At 61.3% G+C, this 17,253-nt stretch carries 21 protein-coding genes and 2 pseudogenes; 16 read left to right on the forward strand and 7 right to left on the reverse strand.

Annotated elements, in window-relative coordinates:
- Window positions 1–126 precede the first annotated feature (126 nt).
- From FV226_RS23390 to FV226_RS23405, 4 genes and pseudogenes are all read left to right on the forward strand, one after another.
- Window positions 127–949, forward strand: a pseudogene (locus FV226_RS23390) (IS3 family transposase); the annotation flags it as partial.
- A gap of 137 nt (window positions 950–1,086) precedes the next feature.
- Window positions 1,087–2,189, forward strand: a protein-coding gene (locus FV226_RS23395; RefSeq protein ID WP_147764796.1) for an IS3 family transposase whose coding sequence is annotated in 2 segments (ribosomal slippage) — window positions 1,087–1,348 and window positions 1,348–2,189 — 1,104 coding nt in all. Because the reading frame shifts where the segments join, the coding sequence is not laid out codon by codon here.
- A gap of 274 nt (window positions 2,190–2,463) precedes the next feature.
- Complete coding sequence (locus FV226_RS23400) at window positions 2,464–3,018, forward strand: DUF4214 domain-containing protein (protein ID WP_147764797.1); 555 nt, start codon at window positions 2,464–2,466, stop codon at window positions 3,016–3,018.
- 141 nt (window positions 3,019–3,159) lie between these two features.
- The gene (locus tag FV226_RS23405) at window positions 3,160–3,912 is read left to right on the forward strand and encodes an IS6 family transposase (RefSeq protein ID WP_147764798.1); all 753 of its coding nucleotides are present in this window, start codon (window positions 3,160–3,162) and stop codon (window positions 3,910–3,912) included.
- Between the two features lie 526 nt (window positions 3,913–4,438).
- On the opposite strand, the gene FV226_RS23410 is transcribed toward FV226_RS23405, so the two are convergent.
- Window positions 4,439–4,849, reverse strand: coding sequence for a hypothetical protein (locus FV226_RS23410; RefSeq protein WP_147764799.1), 411 nt, complete (start codon window positions 4,847–4,849; stop codon window positions 4,439–4,441).
- 367 nt (window positions 4,850–5,216) lie between these two features.
- Between FV226_RS23410 and FV226_RS23415 the strand changes: the two genes are divergently transcribed.
- From FV226_RS23415 to FV226_RS23440, 5 genes are all read left to right on the forward strand, one after another.
- Complete coding sequence (locus FV226_RS23415; protein WP_147764800.1) at window positions 5,217–5,495, forward strand: hypothetical protein; 279 nt, start codon at window positions 5,217–5,219, stop codon at window positions 5,493–5,495.
- 368 nt (window positions 5,496–5,863) lie between these two features.
- Window positions 5,864–6,499, forward strand: a complete 636-nt coding sequence (locus tag FV226_RS28780) for a site-specific integrase (protein ID WP_246691713.1) — start codon at window positions 5,864–5,866, stop codon at window positions 6,497–6,499.
- Window positions 6,499–7,131, forward strand: coding sequence for a ParA family protein (locus FV226_RS23425; RefSeq protein ID WP_246691715.1), 633 nt, complete (start codon window positions 6,499–6,501; stop codon window positions 7,129–7,131). The genes FV226_RS28780 and FV226_RS23425 overlap by 1 nt, the downstream gene beginning before the upstream one ends.
- Window positions 7,128–7,493 (forward strand): hypothetical protein, encoded by a 366-nt coding sequence (locus FV226_RS23430; protein ID WP_147764803.1) that lies wholly within the window; start codon window positions 7,128–7,130, stop codon window positions 7,491–7,493. Before FV226_RS23425 ends, FV226_RS23430 begins: the two co-directional genes overlap by 4 nt.
- Before the next feature lie 287 nt (window positions 7,494–7,780).
- Complete coding sequence (locus FV226_RS23440; RefSeq protein WP_147764804.1) at window positions 7,781–8,119, forward strand: hypothetical protein; 339 nt, start codon at window positions 7,781–7,783, stop codon at window positions 8,117–8,119.
- Window positions 8,120–8,151: 32 nt separating this feature from the next.
- On the opposite strand, the gene FV226_RS23445 is transcribed toward FV226_RS23440, so the two are convergent.
- Window positions 8,152–8,562, reverse strand: coding sequence for a helix-turn-helix transcriptional regulator (locus FV226_RS23445; RefSeq protein WP_147764805.1), 411 nt, complete (start codon window positions 8,560–8,562; stop codon window positions 8,152–8,154).
- A 316-nt stretch (window positions 8,563–8,878) separates the two neighbouring features.
- On the opposite strand from FV226_RS23445, the gene FV226_RS23450 reads away from it, so the two are divergent.
- Entirely contained in the window at window positions 8,879–9,442 is a 564-nt protein-coding gene (locus FV226_RS23450; RefSeq protein ID WP_147764806.1) for a PAS domain-containing protein, read from the forward strand.
- Window positions 9,443–9,554: 112 nt separating this feature from the next.
- Here FV226_RS23450 and FV226_RS23455 read toward each other — a convergent pair whose 3' ends face one another.
- Window positions 9,555–9,965, reverse strand: a complete 411-nt coding sequence (locus FV226_RS23455; RefSeq protein ID WP_246691714.1) for a MucR family transcriptional regulator — start codon at window positions 9,963–9,965, stop codon at window positions 9,555–9,557.
- 15 nt (window positions 9,966–9,980) lie between these two features.
- Here FV226_RS23455 and FV226_RS23460 point away from each other — a divergent pair, with 15 nt between their 5' ends.
- Window positions 9,981–11,261: an IS66 family transposase gene (locus FV226_RS23460; RefSeq protein WP_147764807.1), complete on the forward strand. Its 1,281-nt coding sequence runs from the start codon at window positions 9,981–9,983 to the stop codon at window positions 11,259–11,261.
- A 24-nt stretch (window positions 11,262–11,285) separates the two neighbouring features.
- The gene (locus tag FV226_RS23465; protein ID WP_147764808.1) at window positions 11,286–11,627 is read left to right on the forward strand and encodes a MucR family transcriptional regulator; all 342 of its coding nucleotides are present in this window, start codon (window positions 11,286–11,288) and stop codon (window positions 11,625–11,627) included.
- A gap of 80 nt (window positions 11,628–11,707) precedes the next feature.
- Here the strand turns inward: FV226_RS23465 and FV226_RS23470 are convergent, their stop codons facing one another.
- On the reverse strand, window positions 11,708–12,148 hold the full coding sequence (locus tag FV226_RS23470; RefSeq protein ID WP_147764809.1) for a hypothetical protein: 441 nt from the start codon (window positions 12,146–12,148) through the stop codon (window positions 11,708–11,710).
- A gap of 355 nt (window positions 12,149–12,503) precedes the next feature.
- On the opposite strand from FV226_RS23470, the gene FV226_RS23475 reads away from it, so the two are divergent.
- On the forward strand, window positions 12,504–12,719 hold the full coding sequence (locus tag FV226_RS23475; protein WP_147764810.1) for a hypothetical protein: 216 nt from the start codon (window positions 12,504–12,506) through the stop codon (window positions 12,717–12,719).
- Between the two features lie 18 nt (window positions 12,720–12,737).
- Here FV226_RS23475 and FV226_RS23480 read toward each other — a convergent pair whose 3' ends face one another.
- Window positions 12,738–13,136 carry a DUF2513 domain-containing protein gene (locus FV226_RS23480; protein ID WP_187278833.1) on the reverse strand — a complete coding sequence of 133 codons (399 nt, stop codon included), beginning with the start codon at window positions 13,134–13,136 and terminating at the stop codon, window positions 12,738–12,740.
- Between the two features lie 325 nt (window positions 13,137–13,461).
- On the reverse strand, window positions 13,462–13,686 hold the full coding sequence (locus FV226_RS23485) for a hypothetical protein (RefSeq protein ID WP_147764812.1): 225 nt from the start codon (window positions 13,684–13,686) through the stop codon (window positions 13,462–13,464).
- A gap of 442 nt (window positions 13,687–14,128) precedes the next feature.
- Here FV226_RS23485 and FV226_RS23490 point away from each other — a divergent pair, with 442 nt between their 5' ends.
- The 3 genes from FV226_RS23490 (at window position 14,129) to FV226_RS23500 (ending at window position 16,777) form a co-directional block, all read left to right on the forward strand.
- Complete coding sequence (locus FV226_RS23490) at window positions 14,129–14,383, forward strand: hypothetical protein (RefSeq protein ID WP_147764813.1); 255 nt, start codon at window positions 14,129–14,131, stop codon at window positions 14,381–14,383.
- A 55-nt stretch (window positions 14,384–14,438) separates the two neighbouring features.
- The gene (locus FV226_RS23495; RefSeq protein WP_147764814.1) at window positions 14,439–14,657 is read left to right on the forward strand and encodes a hypothetical protein; all 219 of its coding nucleotides are present in this window, start codon (window positions 14,439–14,441) and stop codon (window positions 14,655–14,657) included.
- Between the two features lie 791 nt (window positions 14,658–15,448).
- Window positions 15,449–16,777, forward strand: a complete 1,329-nt coding sequence (locus FV226_RS23500) for an aminotransferase class I/II-fold pyridoxal phosphate-dependent enzyme (RefSeq protein ID WP_147764815.1) — start codon at window positions 15,449–15,451, stop codon at window positions 16,775–16,777.
- A gap of 358 nt (window positions 16,778–17,135) precedes the next feature.
- On the opposite strand, the pseudogene FV226_RS23505 reads toward FV226_RS23500, so the two are convergent.
- Window positions 17,136–17,253: pseudogene (locus FV226_RS23505) on the reverse strand (IS5/IS1182 family transposase); the annotation flags it as partial.

The raw sequence follows: 17,253 nt of genomic DNA on the forward strand, positions 1-17,253 counted from the left end.
CTCCAGCAGCGCTACCGCCTCGCGTTTGAACTCGGGCGTGAACTCGCGTCTCGTCTTTGCCATCAAACACCTTCCCCGCCCGCAAGGAGCGTATCAGAGGTGTCCGTGGAACCGGGGGAGGATCATCTGAGCCCGGCTCGCCGCCGGGCTTGTGCCGACTACGTCGTTGCCGAGCATGGCGTGTCCGAACGCTTCGCTTGCCGTGTCCTGGGCCAGCATCGTTCGACACAGCGCAAATGCGCCGTCTTGATCGAGGACGAAGCCGCCCTGACGGCTGCGATCATCGCGTTGGCGCTCCAGTACGGGCGCGACAGTTACCGTCGGATCACGGCGATGCTCCGGCGTGATGGCTGGACGGTGAACGTGAAGCGCGTCGAACGGATCTGGCGACGAGAAGGGCTCAAGGTCCCGGCCCGCCAGCCCAAACGAGCGCGCCTTTGGCTCAACGACGGCTCGTGCGTGCGACTGCGGCCAGAGCGCCCCAACCACGTCTGGTCGTACGACTTCGTCGAGCACCGCACGCACAACGGGCGCAAGTACCGGATGCTGAACGTCATCGACGAGTTCACCCGCGAGTGCCTGGCCATCCGGGTCGCTCGCAAGCTGAAAGCGCTCGACGTGATCGACGTGCTCTCGGACCTGTTCAGCTTACGCGGTGTGCCAGAACATATCCGCTCGGACAATGGACCGGAGTTCGTTGCCAAAGCAGTTCAGGCCTGGATCGCAGCGGTTGGATCAGCAACTGCGTACATCGAGCCGGGCAGTCCGTGGGAGAACGGTGATTTACGAAAGCTTCAATGCGAAGCTGCGCGATGAACGCCTCAACGGCGAGGTGTTCTACACCCTCAAGGAAGCCAGCGTCGTGATCGAACAATGGCGGAAGGACTACAACACCATCCGGCCGCACTCGTCACTCGGCTACCAGCCGCCTGCGCCACAGGTTGTCATCTGGCCACCTGAACCCAGCGGTTCAGCGCCGGTCGCCCACTCCGCCATCGTCACGCGACCTGACCCTGACCCAGCAAACTGGTCCGCGCTGAGCGCAAGTTTTTCGGGCATCCTGAACCCTGAAGGAGGGTGGATGCCATGCCTCGCAAACGCTTCACGAATGAACAGATCGCCTTCGCCCTGCGGCAGGCGGAGAATGGTGCAACGGTGGACGAGGTCTGCCGGAAGATGGGCGTATCCGAGCCGACCTTCTACCGCTGGAAGAAGCAGTTCGTCGGCATGGGCGTGCCGGAGATTCGACGGCTCAAGCAGCTGGAGGACGAGAACGGCAAACTTAAGCGGCTGGTCGCTGACCTGACGCTGGACCGCTCGATGCTGCAGGACGTGCTCAAGCGAAAGTGGTGAGGCCCGCCGCTCGCCGTGAAGTCGCTGGTCACCTGCAGGTGGCCTACGGCATCAGCGAGCGTCGGGCCTGCCAGGCCACCGGGTTCGGCCGTTCGTCCCAGCGCTACAGGAAGCGCTCGGACCCTCAGGTCGCGTTGCGGATGCGATTGAAAGAGTTGGCCGCCGCGCGGGTGCGCTACGGCTATCGGCGGTTGCACATCCTGTTGCGACGGGAGGGCTGGGAGGTGAACCACAAGCGAACCTACCGGATCTACCGCGATGAGGGGCTGTCGATCCGGTCCAAGCTGCCCAAGCGCAAGCGAGCCTGGCGCTACCGTCAGGGGCGACCGGCGATCGGTGGACCCAACGAGGTCTGGGCCATGGACTTCATGTCCGACCGCCTCTTCGACGGGCGTCCGTTCCGGATCCTGACGGTCGTCGATTGCCACACGCGAGAGGCGCTCTCACTCACACCGAGAGCCAACTTCCGTGCCTTCCAGGTGACCGAGGCGCTCGACGCCTTGGTCGGGCTGAGGGGGCGGCCCAAGAGCCTGCGGGTCGACAATGGGCCGGAGTTCGCCGGCCGCATGCTCGACCAGTGGGCCTATCTGAACGGGGTCGAGATCGACTTCTCCCGACCGGGCAAGCCGACCGACAACGCCTATATCGAGTCGTTCAATGGCCGCCTACGGGCGGAGTGCTTGAATGCCTCGTGGTTCCTGTCTCTGGCTGATGCCCGCGAGCGCATCGAGGAATGGAGGTGCCACTACAACGATGACCGACCTCATACGGCCCTGGGCGGCTTGACGCCCCGAGCCTTCGCCAACCAAGCTGTCACAGCCCGAGAACTTGCATAGGCCGTGGACCAAAAACGGGGTCAACTCCAGACCGACAATGCACTAACTTCGAACCTGGGCCACCCAATGGGGGCAGGCCAATAGCACGGGGGCGCTTCCAGGAAATTACCAGTCAACATTCGATCAGCATATTGTCTTAACAGCTTCTGGTCCGGTCTTTGACGGCTTCAACGTTGATCGCGTGTACGGTAGTGATCCGGCTCTGACGAAGGGGAACTTGTTCCATTTTGGTAACGCAGCGCCCGGCCTAGGGAGTGACCTTATCCCGGATCTAATGAATGGAGTCGTTTTTTACAATGGTCATCGCTATGCTCCTAGTTCGCTCGATTTAGCAACCCTGGCAGACATCGGCGTTGGCACTGTACAAAGCGACTATCTAAAAGCTCCTTTGACGGGGCAAACACTGGATGGCGGCGCTGGACTCGACACTCTTATTGTCAGCGGCTTACGAGCATCAGGCACCGTCACGATCCAGAGCGCTATCTCATCAACGGTGACGGTCGGATCCAATCAAATTTCACTCATCAATGTCGAACGTGTTGCGTTTGCTGACGGCACAATCGCGCTCGATATTCAGGGCAATGCGGGTCAAGTTTACCGCCTCTACAAGGCGGCCTTCGACCGCGCCCCCGATATCGGCGGCCTGTCCGCCCCCGTGCGCGCCGTCGATAACGGCGTCAGCCTCCATGATGATGCCGTCACCTTCCTATCGTCTCCCGAGTTTGCCCTGCGCTACGGAAGCGCGCCAACGGACCAAGACTTCGTGGCGGCGATGTACAAGAACGTACTCCAGCCCCCCCCGATGCGCCGGGACTTGCCAACTGGATGACGGCACTTACCACCAATACTCTCGATCGAGCCGGTGCATTGGCCTCCTTCGCCGGGGCCTGTCGCAAACGCGAACCTGCCTTCGTTCATGGATCGTTAGCCATCTCTGACCAGCTTGCCGCCTCCGCCCTGGAGCCGGCCCATGATCTTGTCCGCCATCGCCGCCAAGCTGAAGCAGCGGGCCAAGACCGACTTCAGGGGTCGGCACTTCGAAGCGACCCTGATCGTACAGGCTGTCTCCTGGTACCTGCGCTACCCACTCAGCTACCGCGATATCGAGGAGCTGTTCCTGGAGCGTGGCCTTGAGGTCGATCACAGCACGATCAACCGCTGGGTGCTGGCCTACGCGCCATTGATCGAGAAGCGGCTGCGGACCTTCCGCAAGGCGCATTGCGGCTCGGTCCGCATCGACGAGACCTACATCAAGGTCCGCGGTGAGTGGCGCTACCTCTACCGGGCCATCGATAAGCACGGCAATCCGGTCGACTTCCTGCTGACCGCCAACCGCGATCTCGATGCGGCCAAGCGCTTCTTTCGCAAGATGCTTTCGGCCGAGCCGTTGCTCGCCCCAGACCGCATCGGCACGGATGGCGCTGGCACCTACCCGCCGGCCATCGCCGAGAGCCGGAAGGCAGGCCTGCTGCCCCGCGCGCCGACACACTACGTGACCAAGCATCTGCAGCAGGGCATCGAGAGCGACCACTTCCGGGTCAAGCGGTCGATGCCGCGGGTCGGCGGCTTCCGCTCGTTCAACACGGCGCGGCGCACGATCCAAGGCTTCGAGGCCATACTCTGGCTGCGCAAGGGCTTCGGGTTCGCCGGAGCATGGACGGTGCGCGAGCAGAACAGGTTACTCGCGCACTGCTTCGGGCTTCCCCAGGCGAACAAAGGGTGAAAGCACGATCGCAGAGGCCGTTCTACGTCTCAGATCCAAATTCGCGACACGCCCCTCTTCATCGCGTTCGCCGCACTGGCCGTTGGCATCGTGTGGTGGTTCGGATTTCGCGCCGGCTCAGTCGGTGGGCGTGCGCAATAGGCGGGCGCACCACGCAGCGAGTAGGTGAGCGGAACTGGCGCTACGGTGTGCACACCTCGCGACTGCGCCGGCGAGGCCGCATCGTGTAAACCGGGGCGATGCTGCTCTGCCGGCGCTCGACTTTCAAGCCGGCCGCTGAGATGAGCATGGCCGAACATGGTTAACAAAGGGTTGCCTCCGCCAAGTGACGATCCTCGGGGGCCTTATCAGCGCAACGACGGTCGCCGCGTAGCGCTTCTCCGAAATCGTGCCGGCGTGTGCGACGACCCACGCCCCGGTCCGCAAGCAACCCCGTCACTCATCGGTAAGGACAGCGGCGGGGATAGAGGCTGCGGCCACGGGCAGCACTGTCATAGCCTTGAGCTGACAGTTGCTTGACTCGCTTTCACCGCCCCGAGCCACGCACCAGCATCTTGAGACGCTGGTCGATGTCGTCGATGCGGGCCGCGATGCCGCGGCGGATGCACTTGCCGAGGCTGTCGCCGGCATAGAAGCCGAGTTTCGCCTCCTGCTCGCGGCAGGCGGAGGTCGGTGTCCAGGTTAAGTATCCGGCGGCAGCGATGGCGATGGCGATAAGCTCTATCACCAGCCAGCCGCCCCAACCGAGCCGGAAGCTCTCGCGCTTGCCCATTCCGTGCCGGCGCGGACGTAGGAACGCCAGCGTGTCGCGGGTCTCCGAGCGGATCAAATGGTTCGGGCTCTGCGCAGGCGCAGCGATCCGGTTCAGACGAGCGCGAGCACGCTCCGCGTCGGAGGGGAGGGGGTGCGCACCTGGATCGTTGGACATGGTGTGCATGATCGACTCGCACAGTAGGGATGGGCAGCTGCTCGGTGTCGCTTCGTTGCGGCAGGGAGCGTAGTCAGGCCACCGCACGTGCATGGCACCCGATGACTACGTGAAGGATAGGATTACAACTTAAAGATACTCCTAACGTGATACGGTTCAGCGCTCGACGCTTGATGCTGGGCTAAGCAGCAGCATCATCTAGGCGCACCCGGCTTGCACACCCGACCGCGGCGCGGCTGGTAGTGGACTGGGATAAGGCAGCGGACGATTTTCATCACGCTTCCACGTTGTAACGTGGTAGCGCGATCCCGTTGCCATTTCCCGCGTGGTCATCTAACGTCCGATAAGAAGAGATTATCGGACATCAGAACTCAGCATGCCGTCCCCCCTGCCTCGCCTTCCCTTCTCGCACGCCGGGCAGGACTTTATCGTCAAGGCGCGACCGACGGCGGATGGGGTCGAGGTTCGTGGCTTTTGGCATGCCCGCTCAAGGGGGCAGACGCGGTTTTTCGTCGTCGTGCCGACCGAGGCCATACAGAAAGCCCGACGCCCTGACTGGGCCGATCCCGTGCAAGCTGCCTTGAAGCTCGTGCGCAACCTGATTGTTTCGGCGATCGATGAAGGCGAGCCGCTGGGCGAGGAGACTCAGCCTTGAGAACAGACGTAAGCCTCGTCCCGCCGAATAGCCTTGAAGCCTTCGCCGACCGAGCGCGCGAGTATGCGGGTCAGGCGCGGGCTAAAAACACACGTCGTGCATACGCCTCCGACGCAAGAGCGTTCGCGACATGGTGCGCTACTCGCGACGAGTCTGCTCTACCAGCTAGTGCTGCCGCAGTGCTTGCGTATCTCATCGACCACGCTGCCACGTTGAAAGTTACCACGTTACAACGTCGCCTTGCTGCGATCCGAGAGCAGCACGCCGCAGCGGGCTTCGTTCTTGATACGACTTCGGCAGCGTTCCGAGATGCGTGGCGCGGGATCAAGCGGACGCATGGCCAGCCGGCTGGAAAGAAGCGCCCGCTGATGACGGTGGATCTCCGCCGCGCCGTGGCGACGCTAGCCGATACCCTGGCGGGCAGACGCGATCGGGCGCTGATCCTGGTCGGTTTCGCAGCGGCCTTTCGGCGGTCCGAACTTGCTGCGCTCGAGGTTTCGCGCCGCGATGGTGCTGCCTGGATCCAGGAGCAGCCCGACGGCCTCGTGATCCATCTTGGGCGCAGCAAGACGGATCAGCAGAGTGAGGGCGCCGAGATTGGCGTGCCCTACGGATCGAATTTGGAGACCTGCCCGGTGCGGAGCTATCGCGCGTGGATTAATTCCGCTGGATTGTGGGAGGGACCGGCGTTCCGACCGATCGACCGACATGGGAAGCTCGGAGCGGCTGCTGTCACCGACCGGGCCGTGGCCCGGATTGTCCAACGGACCGTCGAAGGAGCCGCGCTGGTTGAAGGACACTCACCAGAGGAAGCCAGACGGATAGCGTCGGCCTTTGCCGGCCATTCGCTTCGATCCGGGCTCGCCACTTCAGCGGCTGCCAATGACGCGCCAGGCCACTCGATCCAGCGGCAGCTTCGGCATAAGCGGTTCGACACGACCAGCGGCTACATCCGATCTGGGCAAATCTTCAAGCAGAACCCGGCAGGGATGGCGGGCCTGTGATGCACGTCCTGGCTCTTACGACGCAGAAGGGCGGTAGCGGCAAGAGCACGCTCGCCGCTAGCCTCGCTGCCGCCGCGATGCAGGACGGCGAGACGGTTGCGGTGCTCGACACCGATCAGCAGGCCTCGCTTGCCGGCTGGGGACGACGGCGCGAAGCGGATGGATTGGACGTGCAGAGGGTCGAACCCTCAGCCTTCGCGGGCACGCTCAAGCGGATGCGCAGTGACGGACGGATCTCACTGGCGATTGTGGACACGCCAGGGCGGTACGGCCCCGATGTCGCCCTCGTGCTTCGGGAGGCCAGCCTCTGCCTCCTGCCAGTGAAGCCGTCGATCCTCGATGTGGAGGCGGCCCGGCCGACCGTGGAACAGATCCGACTCCTTGGTAGGCCATTCGCCTTCGTACTGAACCAGTGCAACGCGACAACACAGGCTCGGACCCTCGACGCGGCAACAGCCCTTGTGAGTTCCGGGGCCTTGGCGCCGTCGATGGTTGCGACCCGCTCTGATTTTCTCGACTCGATGACGATGGGGCAGGGGGTCACGGAGATCGCCCCAAAGGGGAAAGCCGCAACCGAAATTCGCCTGCTTTGGCAATGGGTGAAGGCGCAGCTTGCAGGAACGAACGCATGAGCAAAAAGCCGCGGCCGTCCATCAACGACCAACTCGCCCGGATCGCTTCTCAGTCGCCCTCTAACGTTACCACGTCATCACGTGACAGCGTTCTAACGTTGGAACATGAAAGCGTGGAAACGAGGAACGTTTCACGTGACAACGTGGCGTCTATCGAACCGGTTGGTCCGGACGGCTACAAGCGACGGGTCCGGTACGAGAAGCCGCACGCTTCCCTGTACGCGCACCCAAAGGTCTTCAAGGCGCTTCGAGAGATCGCGGTCGCTCAGGATTGCAAGCCGCACGATCTATATCTCGAAGGGCTCAGGCTCGTGCTGAAGGCGCACGGGCGAGATTTCGATGCACTGAACCGAGGTGAGTAGCGAGGTGTCACGCGACCACGTGGCAATGTGATCACGTCAGCGTTCGAGAGCGGTGCACACCTCGCTCGCATCATGGATCAGTCGGGCCACCGCGACCCGAGGACGGTCGTTGGCTACATCCACCGAGCAAATGCGTTCAAGGGGCACTCGGGGACCGGATTTTTGTGATTTTCACCAACATAGCGGAGCCTACTGAAGCTGTCCGGCGATTTGAATCGTAGTGTTGCAATACGGGTATTGCTTGTTGGTCCACGACCGTCCAAGCCCCTGATTTAGAGGGGACTACCATGTACCGAAACATCACTGCTGTTCTTATCGTCTCGATCAGTTTGGCCGCCTGCCAAACTGCTACGCCGGACCCGCAGCAGACAGCTGTGTTCCAAGAAGACATCGCGCGCCTCCGAGCCGATCGTGACGCAAGGCGCATCTCGTATACGGAGTGGGCGGAGCGCACGGGGGCTGCGGTGCGGGCGAACGTGACGCTCAGCCCTGATCAGGAAGCCGCGATCACCTACCGGACGCAGTTGGCCCGACGTGTGGATGCCGGTGCGATGACGCCGCGCCAGTTCGAACGCGAGAGCGCTCGTACCTTGGAGCGCGTGAGGGCGAGCAAGCAGGGCGCCTGAGGTCGTACAGACCCTGCACGGGGCGTCATCGTTCAATTCATGGCGTCGCTTGATACCGTCTGCAGGCTAGCTGCAGACTTGACGATGGAGAGCACACTGCGGCGCGTCACCTTGTCAGAGATGGTGGCGAAGGTCCGAACCAGTTCCATCACATCCGGGTCCTGCAGCAGGTGCTGGATCGACGCGCGGCCGTCGACGGCCTCAGCCGGATCGTCGAAGAAGGTCGAGACCTGCACGCCGAGGAAGTCGGCGATCGCCTGGAGGCGGGCAGCGCCAACGCGGTTGCGGCCCTTCTCGTACTTCTGGACCTGCTGGAACGTGACCCCGAGGGCCTGAGCGAGCGCGCTCTGGCTCAGTCGCTGAGCCGTCCGATACGCCGCGATACGGCTGCCGATCGAGCGGTCGCCATCGGTGGTGAGCTTCGGCGCATGGGTGAGGGTCATCTCGGCAGTCGCTTTCAGGTTGGAGGAAGCCGAGCCGGCGTCGCTGCCATCCCGAACACAACCTAATACGCATTGTGCGCGATTGAGTTTCAAGGGACAGATCAATTCTGGGTTGCAAAAACCGCATAACTTTTTTGTGTACGATCCTTGCTCATTCGAACCGAACCCGTGCTCACTCTCTCATTGCGCATAGCCCGCACGGGTTGTGGGGTGGCTACAGCCTGAAGCTGCATTGCAAATATTGTCCTGCCCGAGGATTGCATTCGTTGAGAGCCTAGGCTGTGATGTGCGACGTAATTTTTCATAGAGGCAGTTCATGCCAGCATCGTTGCAATCTGTCCTCGATGCGTCGGGCTATCTCGATACCTGGGAAACAGACCTCAGTACGCAGATCGTCGAGCTGACAGGTGCGCTCCCCCGGGTGCTTGCCGTCGATGAGACGCAAGGTGCATCGGGAGTACCCGTCTCATCGCTTCTGAAAGGCGTCCATCTGGCAGATCGCGAGCGTATCGCTCAGCTCATGCACAAGGCTCACAACACCGCAGGGCGGTTTGAAGCCGAGTTTCGAACCTGCGACCGAGAGGGCGGTGTTCACTGGATCGCCGCACGTGGCCGTGTCGAGACTGATCTAACTGGCCGCGGCTTGCGCTGCATCGGGCTGATGACGGACTTGACGGAGGCGCGCCGAGATGGCGAGGCGGCAACCGATCATACGATGCAAACGATCGACCGGGTCGTCGATGCGCTCATGGCGCTTCGATCTCTGACCAAGGAGCTAGGCTCGCCGATCCTGCCGACCTTGATCAACGTCATGCTGCTCGAACTCGGAACGATCCTGGCCAAAAGCATGGGATCGAGCGACATCGACCGCGTGCACTGACGAGAGTTTGATCAAGCCGTCCGCTGTCTCACGGCGGTTCAACCGTGACACGATCAAGTCCGCCTCGAACATGAAGGTGCCGCAGTGTACCGGAACGGGGCGCTGAACGGCTTCAGGCCGTCTCGGCGACCTTCTTCCGTCCACGCGCCTTCGGGGCTGCCTGAGGGGCGTCTGTTGCTTCCGGGGCGATCTTACGGCGCTGCTGACCGAGACCAAGCGCATGAGCGAGTGCTGAGCGCTGGGCGGAGTAGTTGGCCGTCGTCATCGGGTAATCGGACGCCAAGCCGTACTTCGCGCGGTAGCCCTCAGGGGTAAGCCCGCGCAGCGTCAGGTGGCGCTTCAGCGTCTTGTAGGACTTGCCGTCCTCAAAGCTGATCAGCGCGTCAGGCGTGACCGACTTCCGGATCTGGGCAGTGGTCGGCTTCTCCGGGCCAGCGGGCTCGGCTGCGGCTTCATTGCCAAGACCAGCCAAGGCGGCATGCACGCTGTAATTACCCACCCCCTTGCGCGGGTTGGATTTCACTGATTCCTTCGTGGGATGGGCCGAAGCGATCTTGAGCGGCTGAGCCGCGAGGAATTGATTGATCTGGTGCTGCGGCTGCAGCGCCCGGAGAAGACCTCGCGCACCTCGTCGAAGCCGCCTGCGACGGATCGCAAGGAGCGGCGCGAGCAATCCAAGCCCGGCGGGGCCAAGCCCGGCCATGAAGGCCATAGCCGGGTGCTAAGCGATGATCCCGATGCGGTCGTCGAGCATCGTCCCGATCGCTGCTCGTGCTGTGGCGGCGACCTGCACGCGGCGCTGCCGGCCGAGGTCGTCAGCCTCTCTGAACGGATCGAGTTGCCGGAGGTGGCGCCGGTCGTCACCCAGCACCAGCGCCTTGCCGTACATTGTCCATCCTGCGGGACGCGGGTGGTCGCACCAGTGCCGGAGGCGGCGCGCGGCACGCCATTCGGGCCACGGCTGCATGCGGTGGCGACGTATCTGAAGACCTTCCAGGCCCTCTCCTACGAGCGGCTCCAAGCGGCGTTGTCCGATCTGTTTGGACTGTCGCTGAGCCAGGGCGGGCTGATGAACCTGCTCCGCCGTGCGCAGGGCCGCTTCCGTCCCGGCCGCGAGGAGGCCGTCTCGGCCCTGCGCCGGGCCGCGGTGGTCGCCTCGGACGAGACCGGCGTACGCATCGAAGGCAGCAACGCCTACTACTGGGTTTTCCACTCGGCCGACGCTGTGGTGCACACGGCTTCCCCAACGCGCGGTGCCGTCGTGGTGCGGGAGATGATGGACGGGCATCGGCCGGCGGTGTGGATCTCGGACCGCTACACCGCCCAGCAGGGCCATGCGGCCGCGCACCAGACCTGCCTTGCCCATCTCGCCCGCGACGTCGCCTACGCCGTCGAGGCCAGCGATGATCCGGTCCCCTGGCGCCTGCAGCTCTGGCTGCGATCCGTGTTCGCCCTGGCCGAGCACGTCACAGACTTCGCGACCTCGACGCTGGCCACCAAACGCCGAAGTCTGGATCGGCAGCTTGGCGCCATCCTCGCTACGCCGAGCGGCTGCGACCTGACCCGCGATCTTCAAGCCAAGATCGGCCGGGCGCGCGATCAGCTCCTGGTCTTCCTCGCCCATCCCGGCCACGTCCAACCCACCAACAACGGCTCCGAGCGCCTGCTGCGCCCGGCCGTCGTCCAGCGGAAGATGACCAACGGCTATCGCGCGATGTGGGCCGCTGCGGGCGAAGCCGACATCCGAACCGTCGTCGATACCGCGCGCCTCACAGGCAGCAGACCCTTCGGCACCATCCTCAAGACCGTCGGCGCCTGAGCCCAACAATCACAGGGGTGGGTAATTACTCCGGGATTGATCGGCACTGTTCAAGCAGCCCTCAACGGCATCGCAAGCGGGACAGCCGCCGGTGGCGTCAGCGCCCCGGCCGAAGAGGTCGAGAAGCCCACCGCGGCACAGATCCGCAAGTCCATTCGGCCCGACGGGTTGGTCTCCTTCATCGACGGCAAGCCCTACAAGACGCTGAAGCGCCACCTGACGAAGCACGGCCTCAACCCGCACAGCTACCGCGCGAAGTTCGGCCTGCCGGCTGACTACCCGACGACGGCAGCCTCGTACTCGGGGGCCCGCTCCGCCCTCGCGAAGAACATCGGCCTCGGCCGGCCGGGCCGTATGGCCGCCTGAGCAGGCCTTAGAAGCCCGCCGCGATCTGCCGGCGGGCTTCGGCGTTCAGCACACACCGAACCGCATGTGGCTGGTGACGATCAACCCATCGCCTCCGCTGGCGGCCGCACCTCGTACCGGTCGAGAAAAGCAGCGAGATACCTGCTGGTTGCCGGATATGACCATTGCTCGCCCCACTTCGCGGTATGACCATGCCGAACCTTCACCCATCCGTAGAAGGGATCGTGGGGGACGAGAAACCATGCTCGGACAGCCCCAGAGCTGTAGGGCATGGATGGGAACAGCATCAGCAGTTCACGGCCACCGTATCGGCGCCAATCGACCAGGGGACGGCTCTTGAGCTGAACGCCTGACAGCACGCCGCCCGGGGTACGGATCACCAGGTCCTCACCCTCGATATCCGCCTCCGGCCGGTATACGCGATAGCCGCAACGGATCAGGACGGCTGTCGCTTCGGCGCGGTTGGCTGCCTCCGTATGCGCCTGGTGGAAGCGAGCCGCTGTAGCTGGTTCGTCGTTCAAGGCATGTCTCCCGCGCGCTCAGGCATCTTACATCCGCACGGCTACCTTCAACGGCGCCTGAGGGCCTACAGGGGCCCGCCGCGGTCCAGTGGCCGGTCCTTGTGCTTCAACCGGCGCCGTACCTGCCCTTGCCGTTCCCAGGGCCAGCGGGACGGTACGGTCATTCAACCAGCACACCGTCGCCATGCAGGTTGAAGCCCTGCAGGTCGTCCTCGATGAGGTTCGCCAGGACTGCGAACGTTAGCACGAGGCTGCCACACACGTGCCGGAGCCGGCGCCGTATCGCCCGTGGTGGCGACGCCTCGCCGGCTGATGTAGACCCCGCGCCCCGGCATCGGGCGGGGCAGGGGACGGCATGGACCAGCGCACCGCCGACATCCTCGCCGTGGTCGTGGAGAACCGCGAGCTGCGCGCCCAGCTCGCCGAGGTGCAGGACCAGTGCGTCGAGCTGGCGGTGGACGCGGGCGAGCTACACGCCGAGATCGAGGCGTTGCGGGGCCGCCTGGCCCGGGCCGAGCGGGCGCGCGACGCCTGGCGCGCGGAGGCCAAACGGGGCCGGCGCACAGGCTGAACCTATTTCCACCTCGCCTTAGGACAATGGGAGGCCGAGCTTCTGAAGCTCCTGTTTGGCATAGGCCTTCCCGAGTTCCAGGATGAAGCCGAAGCCCGCGCCGCCCACCTTCGAGGCCCCTTCCTTCGTCGTTCGCCACATCTCAGGATCACGAATAGTATCTACGAAGTCGTGACCCTTCCACGTCAACCCTACCACCTCGACAGGGGCGTATATTCTGCCACTATCTTTCAAAAATGAATCTTCCATAACGTTTATTAGGTTAGCTTCGACCATTATTATTAAATGATGCCTAAGCTTTCTGATTTCTTCCATTTCATGGTCGTCTTCAGCTGTCAGAAAATCAATGACGAAGGTAGTTTCGCCTTCCTCGATTTGCAGTAAGAGCTTCCTGACGAAGTCCATGTCACGCTTCATCGCTTCACTCCGATGTGGTGCCGTATCACTATCCATTGTGGATAGTGATCGTCGGGTCGTTCCAGATTTGGAAAGGCTCACTTGCGATATCGCAAGTGACCGGGGCCAGCGCACCGGCCGAAATCGTGGTGAATGGACTGCACCAACGTCCCCGCACCCCCTTGGCCCCAATCGGCCGGCGGGGTAGCTCAGACAGGCGCGACGCAGATGCAGGCCCCGGCCTCGCTCACGTCGCGCGACCCCGCTGTCCGGGCAGCTTTGGCGAGTGCGCGGGCACCAGGCGGGTGAAGGGCAGGGGTCGCCTTCGGGCGCCCCTGCCTGCCCCCTACTTCCTCGGCTTTAGATTGATCTTGACCGGCTCGCCCTTGGCGATTGGGGCAGTTTGATCGGTCTGCCAAGCGTGCACCTCACGCTCCTGGTCCTCGTGCACGAGGCGTGTGCCCATGAGGCTCTGAGAGCCTTCTGGTAGGTCCCACGGCGCCTTCACTTCGATCCAGTTGCCGGTGCCCGGGCGCACGCTGATAATTTCCGGCTTCCATAGCTCTTGCATGTCCGAACCGCCTCTCTGAAGCACAGCAAGCCGAGGAAGTAGGACACAACCTGATTGAGTTGAGGGCTTCCACCGGCTCGCCGCTACCCAATGTGGCTGGCGACGATCAACTCGCCCTCGGCGCACCCTGGACCCTCACCCGTGCGCCAGCGGAGCCGCCCCTACGTCTAGTGCGTCACGCAACCTCCCACACGGCAGGTTTGCGGATCACAGGTTTTGTGACGACATTTCCGACAGGAAACGTATTGGTCCGATCCAGCGCGCGGGCCGTCACGCGATCGGACGTTTGGATGACATGCCGGCAGTCACGTCTAACAGCTTGATGCTGTCCGCTCTCGACCCATAGCGGACCTGCATTTACGCGCAGCGCGTCCCTTTCGCTTGAAGTCGTTTATGCGACGCCAAGCCGGACGCGATCGGGTCATTCCTGCGAGGACGCTTGGTGCCGAGCAAGTTGCTGACCAACCTGAAACAGCATCAGACGGATGAGGTGCTGCATCTCGGCCGTACCGTGCCTTTTGATCTCTTCATGGAGCGCAAGGTACGCGTCCGCGATCTCCTCAAGTTTGTCTTCTGTCGCCATGATGCCTACCAGTCCGCTCTAGGAATGCTTCGGATAGAGTATTTTTTATATCCGTATCAAATTCTGTTTTATGACGCAAAATTTTCTGGTTCTGCGCAGCTTAACTTGCCGTAGAAGATTGATCTCCTCCGGGCGCGCGCTAAAACATTGCGCGCAATGGGAGTGAAACATGCCGGCTGATAGCCTGCTTGAGCAGAATGAGACCCTTCGCCGTCTCGCCGAGGCCTTGGACATGGAGCCAACGGCCTTTCACGATGACAGCGTGTCCGACCTAAGCCAGACGATGGAGCTGCTGCGCTTGTGGCAGGGGGTCACGGACCAGCAGGACCGGGCGAAGGTGCTGGCGATGGTGAAGGCGATTACGCATACGTTTGCCTCGCGCGCTTGAGGCCGACGCCCGATCGCGTTCCATAAAATCTGAGGCACGACCGGGGGCCATTCGCATAGCTCCAGTGTGGTGTCTGCTTCCCACCCCTCTCGGACCTTAGGTCCGCACCGGCTGTCGTCAGGTAAACAACCGTTTTGCAAGCGCATATGGCCGTATGCAGCAATGTCCGAGAAGGGTGGAGTCTGCTCGTCCGCACCAAGCCGCATTTGTTTCGAAGCAGACGACATGGCTCCGACATCGGCATGGGTGAGCATCTTGTGAGAAGGCTTACTTTTCCGATGGTTCTGTCCCGGTGACGAGTCGCACCGCGCAAGGGTGTAGAATCCTCGGGAGGTACCATCACCCAACTGAACACGGATGCTGAAGTTGTTCGAGCGAGCTGGTTCCCCAACCACACGATAGAGGTCCTTCTACGCCTTGAGCCCGAGTTTGCGTTACGTCCCCGCGGAGACCCGCGGCACTCAAAGTGCTGATTGCTTGCTCTACAAGCTTGGCAGTGAATGTGGTATCATTACAACAAGTAGTCAATCAACGTAAATTTGGTTAAAAATTCTGCATTCTGTGAATATTTTGCTCTTGATTTCCCAACCGATATGCTCGAGCAAGATTAAGAAACAAGGAAGATGCCAATATAAGCAGAGTGTGGAGGTATGCTTGATAGAATTGACGAAATGCTGTTTAGCGGATCCACCATAGATTGACTGTCATTCCATCGTTCGCCCTGCCAAAAGCGATCTTCTCTTCGAATAAATTCGGCTAACCCAACAAAGATTGATCCGTGAGGAACAGCGATGTTTGAGCATATAGGAGGTGAATTTTTAGGTGGCGTTACCAGTGATTTTACCAATGAGGATGGGATCGATATCATCAAAAGATGGGATCGTTATCATGCTTGGTTAGGTGGTCGTTTAAGTCATAATATCGATCCTTATTCAAAATTTACTTCTGGTTCTATTGCTACAGAGTGCTCCTCAGGAACGCGAGATGGACGCTCCTCGAACGGAGTAAATTTCGGCTCTCAAGAGTACCTGAACCTAGCTAGTCATCCGAAGGTACACGAAGCCGCAAAGCGAGCTATCGATGCCTATGGCGTTCACAGCGCAGGATCCGCTGCGCTCATGGGCAATACCAAGCTTTCGCGTGAGCTCGAAGATCGCCTCGCAGGTTTTCTCGGTTACCGCGATTGTACAGTTTTCCCAACAGGCTGGGGGGCTGGTTATGGTGCGATCAAAACGTTGGTTCGTCCCGATGATCATATCGTAATTGACGTTTTTGCGCATGCCTGTCTGCAGGAAGCCGCTAAGAACGCAACCTCGAATATTCACCCATTTCCACACCTTTCCAATGAAGGCGTTCGACGCCGCTTACAGCGCATCCGCCGTGATAATCCCAACGCAGGCATCTTAGTCGTCACGGAAACACTTTTTTCAATGGACAGTGATGTACCCAATATATCCGGCCTGCAGGCGATATGTCGTGAGCATAATGCCACCTTATTTGTAGACGTGGCGCATGACCTAGGTGCAATCGGTCCAACCGGGCGAGGTTTCCTTGAAATGCAGGACATGTTGGGTCAACCCGACATCCTCATGGGCTCGTTTTCAAAGACGTTCGCGTCAAATGGCGGGTTTGTTGCGTGCAATAATCCAAGCCTTAAATTAGCACTCCGCTACAATTGTGGGCCACTGACGTTCACGAACGCGATGTCGCCGGTACAGTGTGCCATTGTTTTGAAATGCATTGATATAATCGAGAGCGATGAGGGCGCAGAGCGCCGGTCGCTCCTGATGGATAACTCCACTTACATGCGGAGCCAGCTCAAAGAAGTAGGTTTTAAAGTCCTTGGGCAGCCTAGCGCTGTCATCCCGGTTATTCTAGGCGGCAACGGACTTTCTCGGTTAATGACCCGTTATACGTTCGAAGCGGGTGGGATTATGAACCTTGTTGAATATCCGGCAGTGTCAAAAAACACTTGCCGCTGGCGCCTGCAAGTCATGGCTTTGCACAAAAGAGAGCATGTAGACCACTTTATCCAACTTGCTGTTGGGGCTCGCTCGAAAGCAGAAGCTCATTTGGCCACATTGGATAGTAGCCTGTCGCGAAATGCACAAGCGGCATAATAAATAGCGGGGCCCTGGGCATTCACGCTAAGTGGAATGAGATAAGCTTAGAGACGAGATCACTCGCAGGCGGTGCTCTATGCTAAAACCGAAGCCTGAACAGAGCCGTCTCTAGGTTAGACGAACCGTCACTAATGTAAAATCAACCTCGAATAGGTGGCCCTTCGCGCATAGGATCCACTCTTCGGTGAAGCCGTTGCGCAGCCACAGCATGTCCTCCAAGCTTTGAGTGGGGCCTTGAGCTGCGCATTTTGGATGCCAGGAAAACGACGGTTTTCCTGGCATACTAAGCTGTTTGTAGAACGCCGGCTTTGGGCGCTTCCCATTGAGAATGTTGCACCTGCCCAGTTAGGGCGTGTCATCGCTTGAGCCAATCGAGGGCGGCTGCGAGGGAGAGGACGCCCATGAAGCTGACGGCAGTCTTCTCGTAGCGGGTGGCGATGGCGCGCCACTCTTTGAGCCTGGCCCAGAGGCGC

This window comes from Methylobacterium sp. WL12 (genome assembly GCF_008039475.1).
In the GTDB taxonomy this organism is placed as follows: domain Bacteria; phylum Pseudomonadota; class Alphaproteobacteria; order Rhizobiales; family Beijerinckiaceae; genus Methylobacterium; species Methylobacterium cerastii.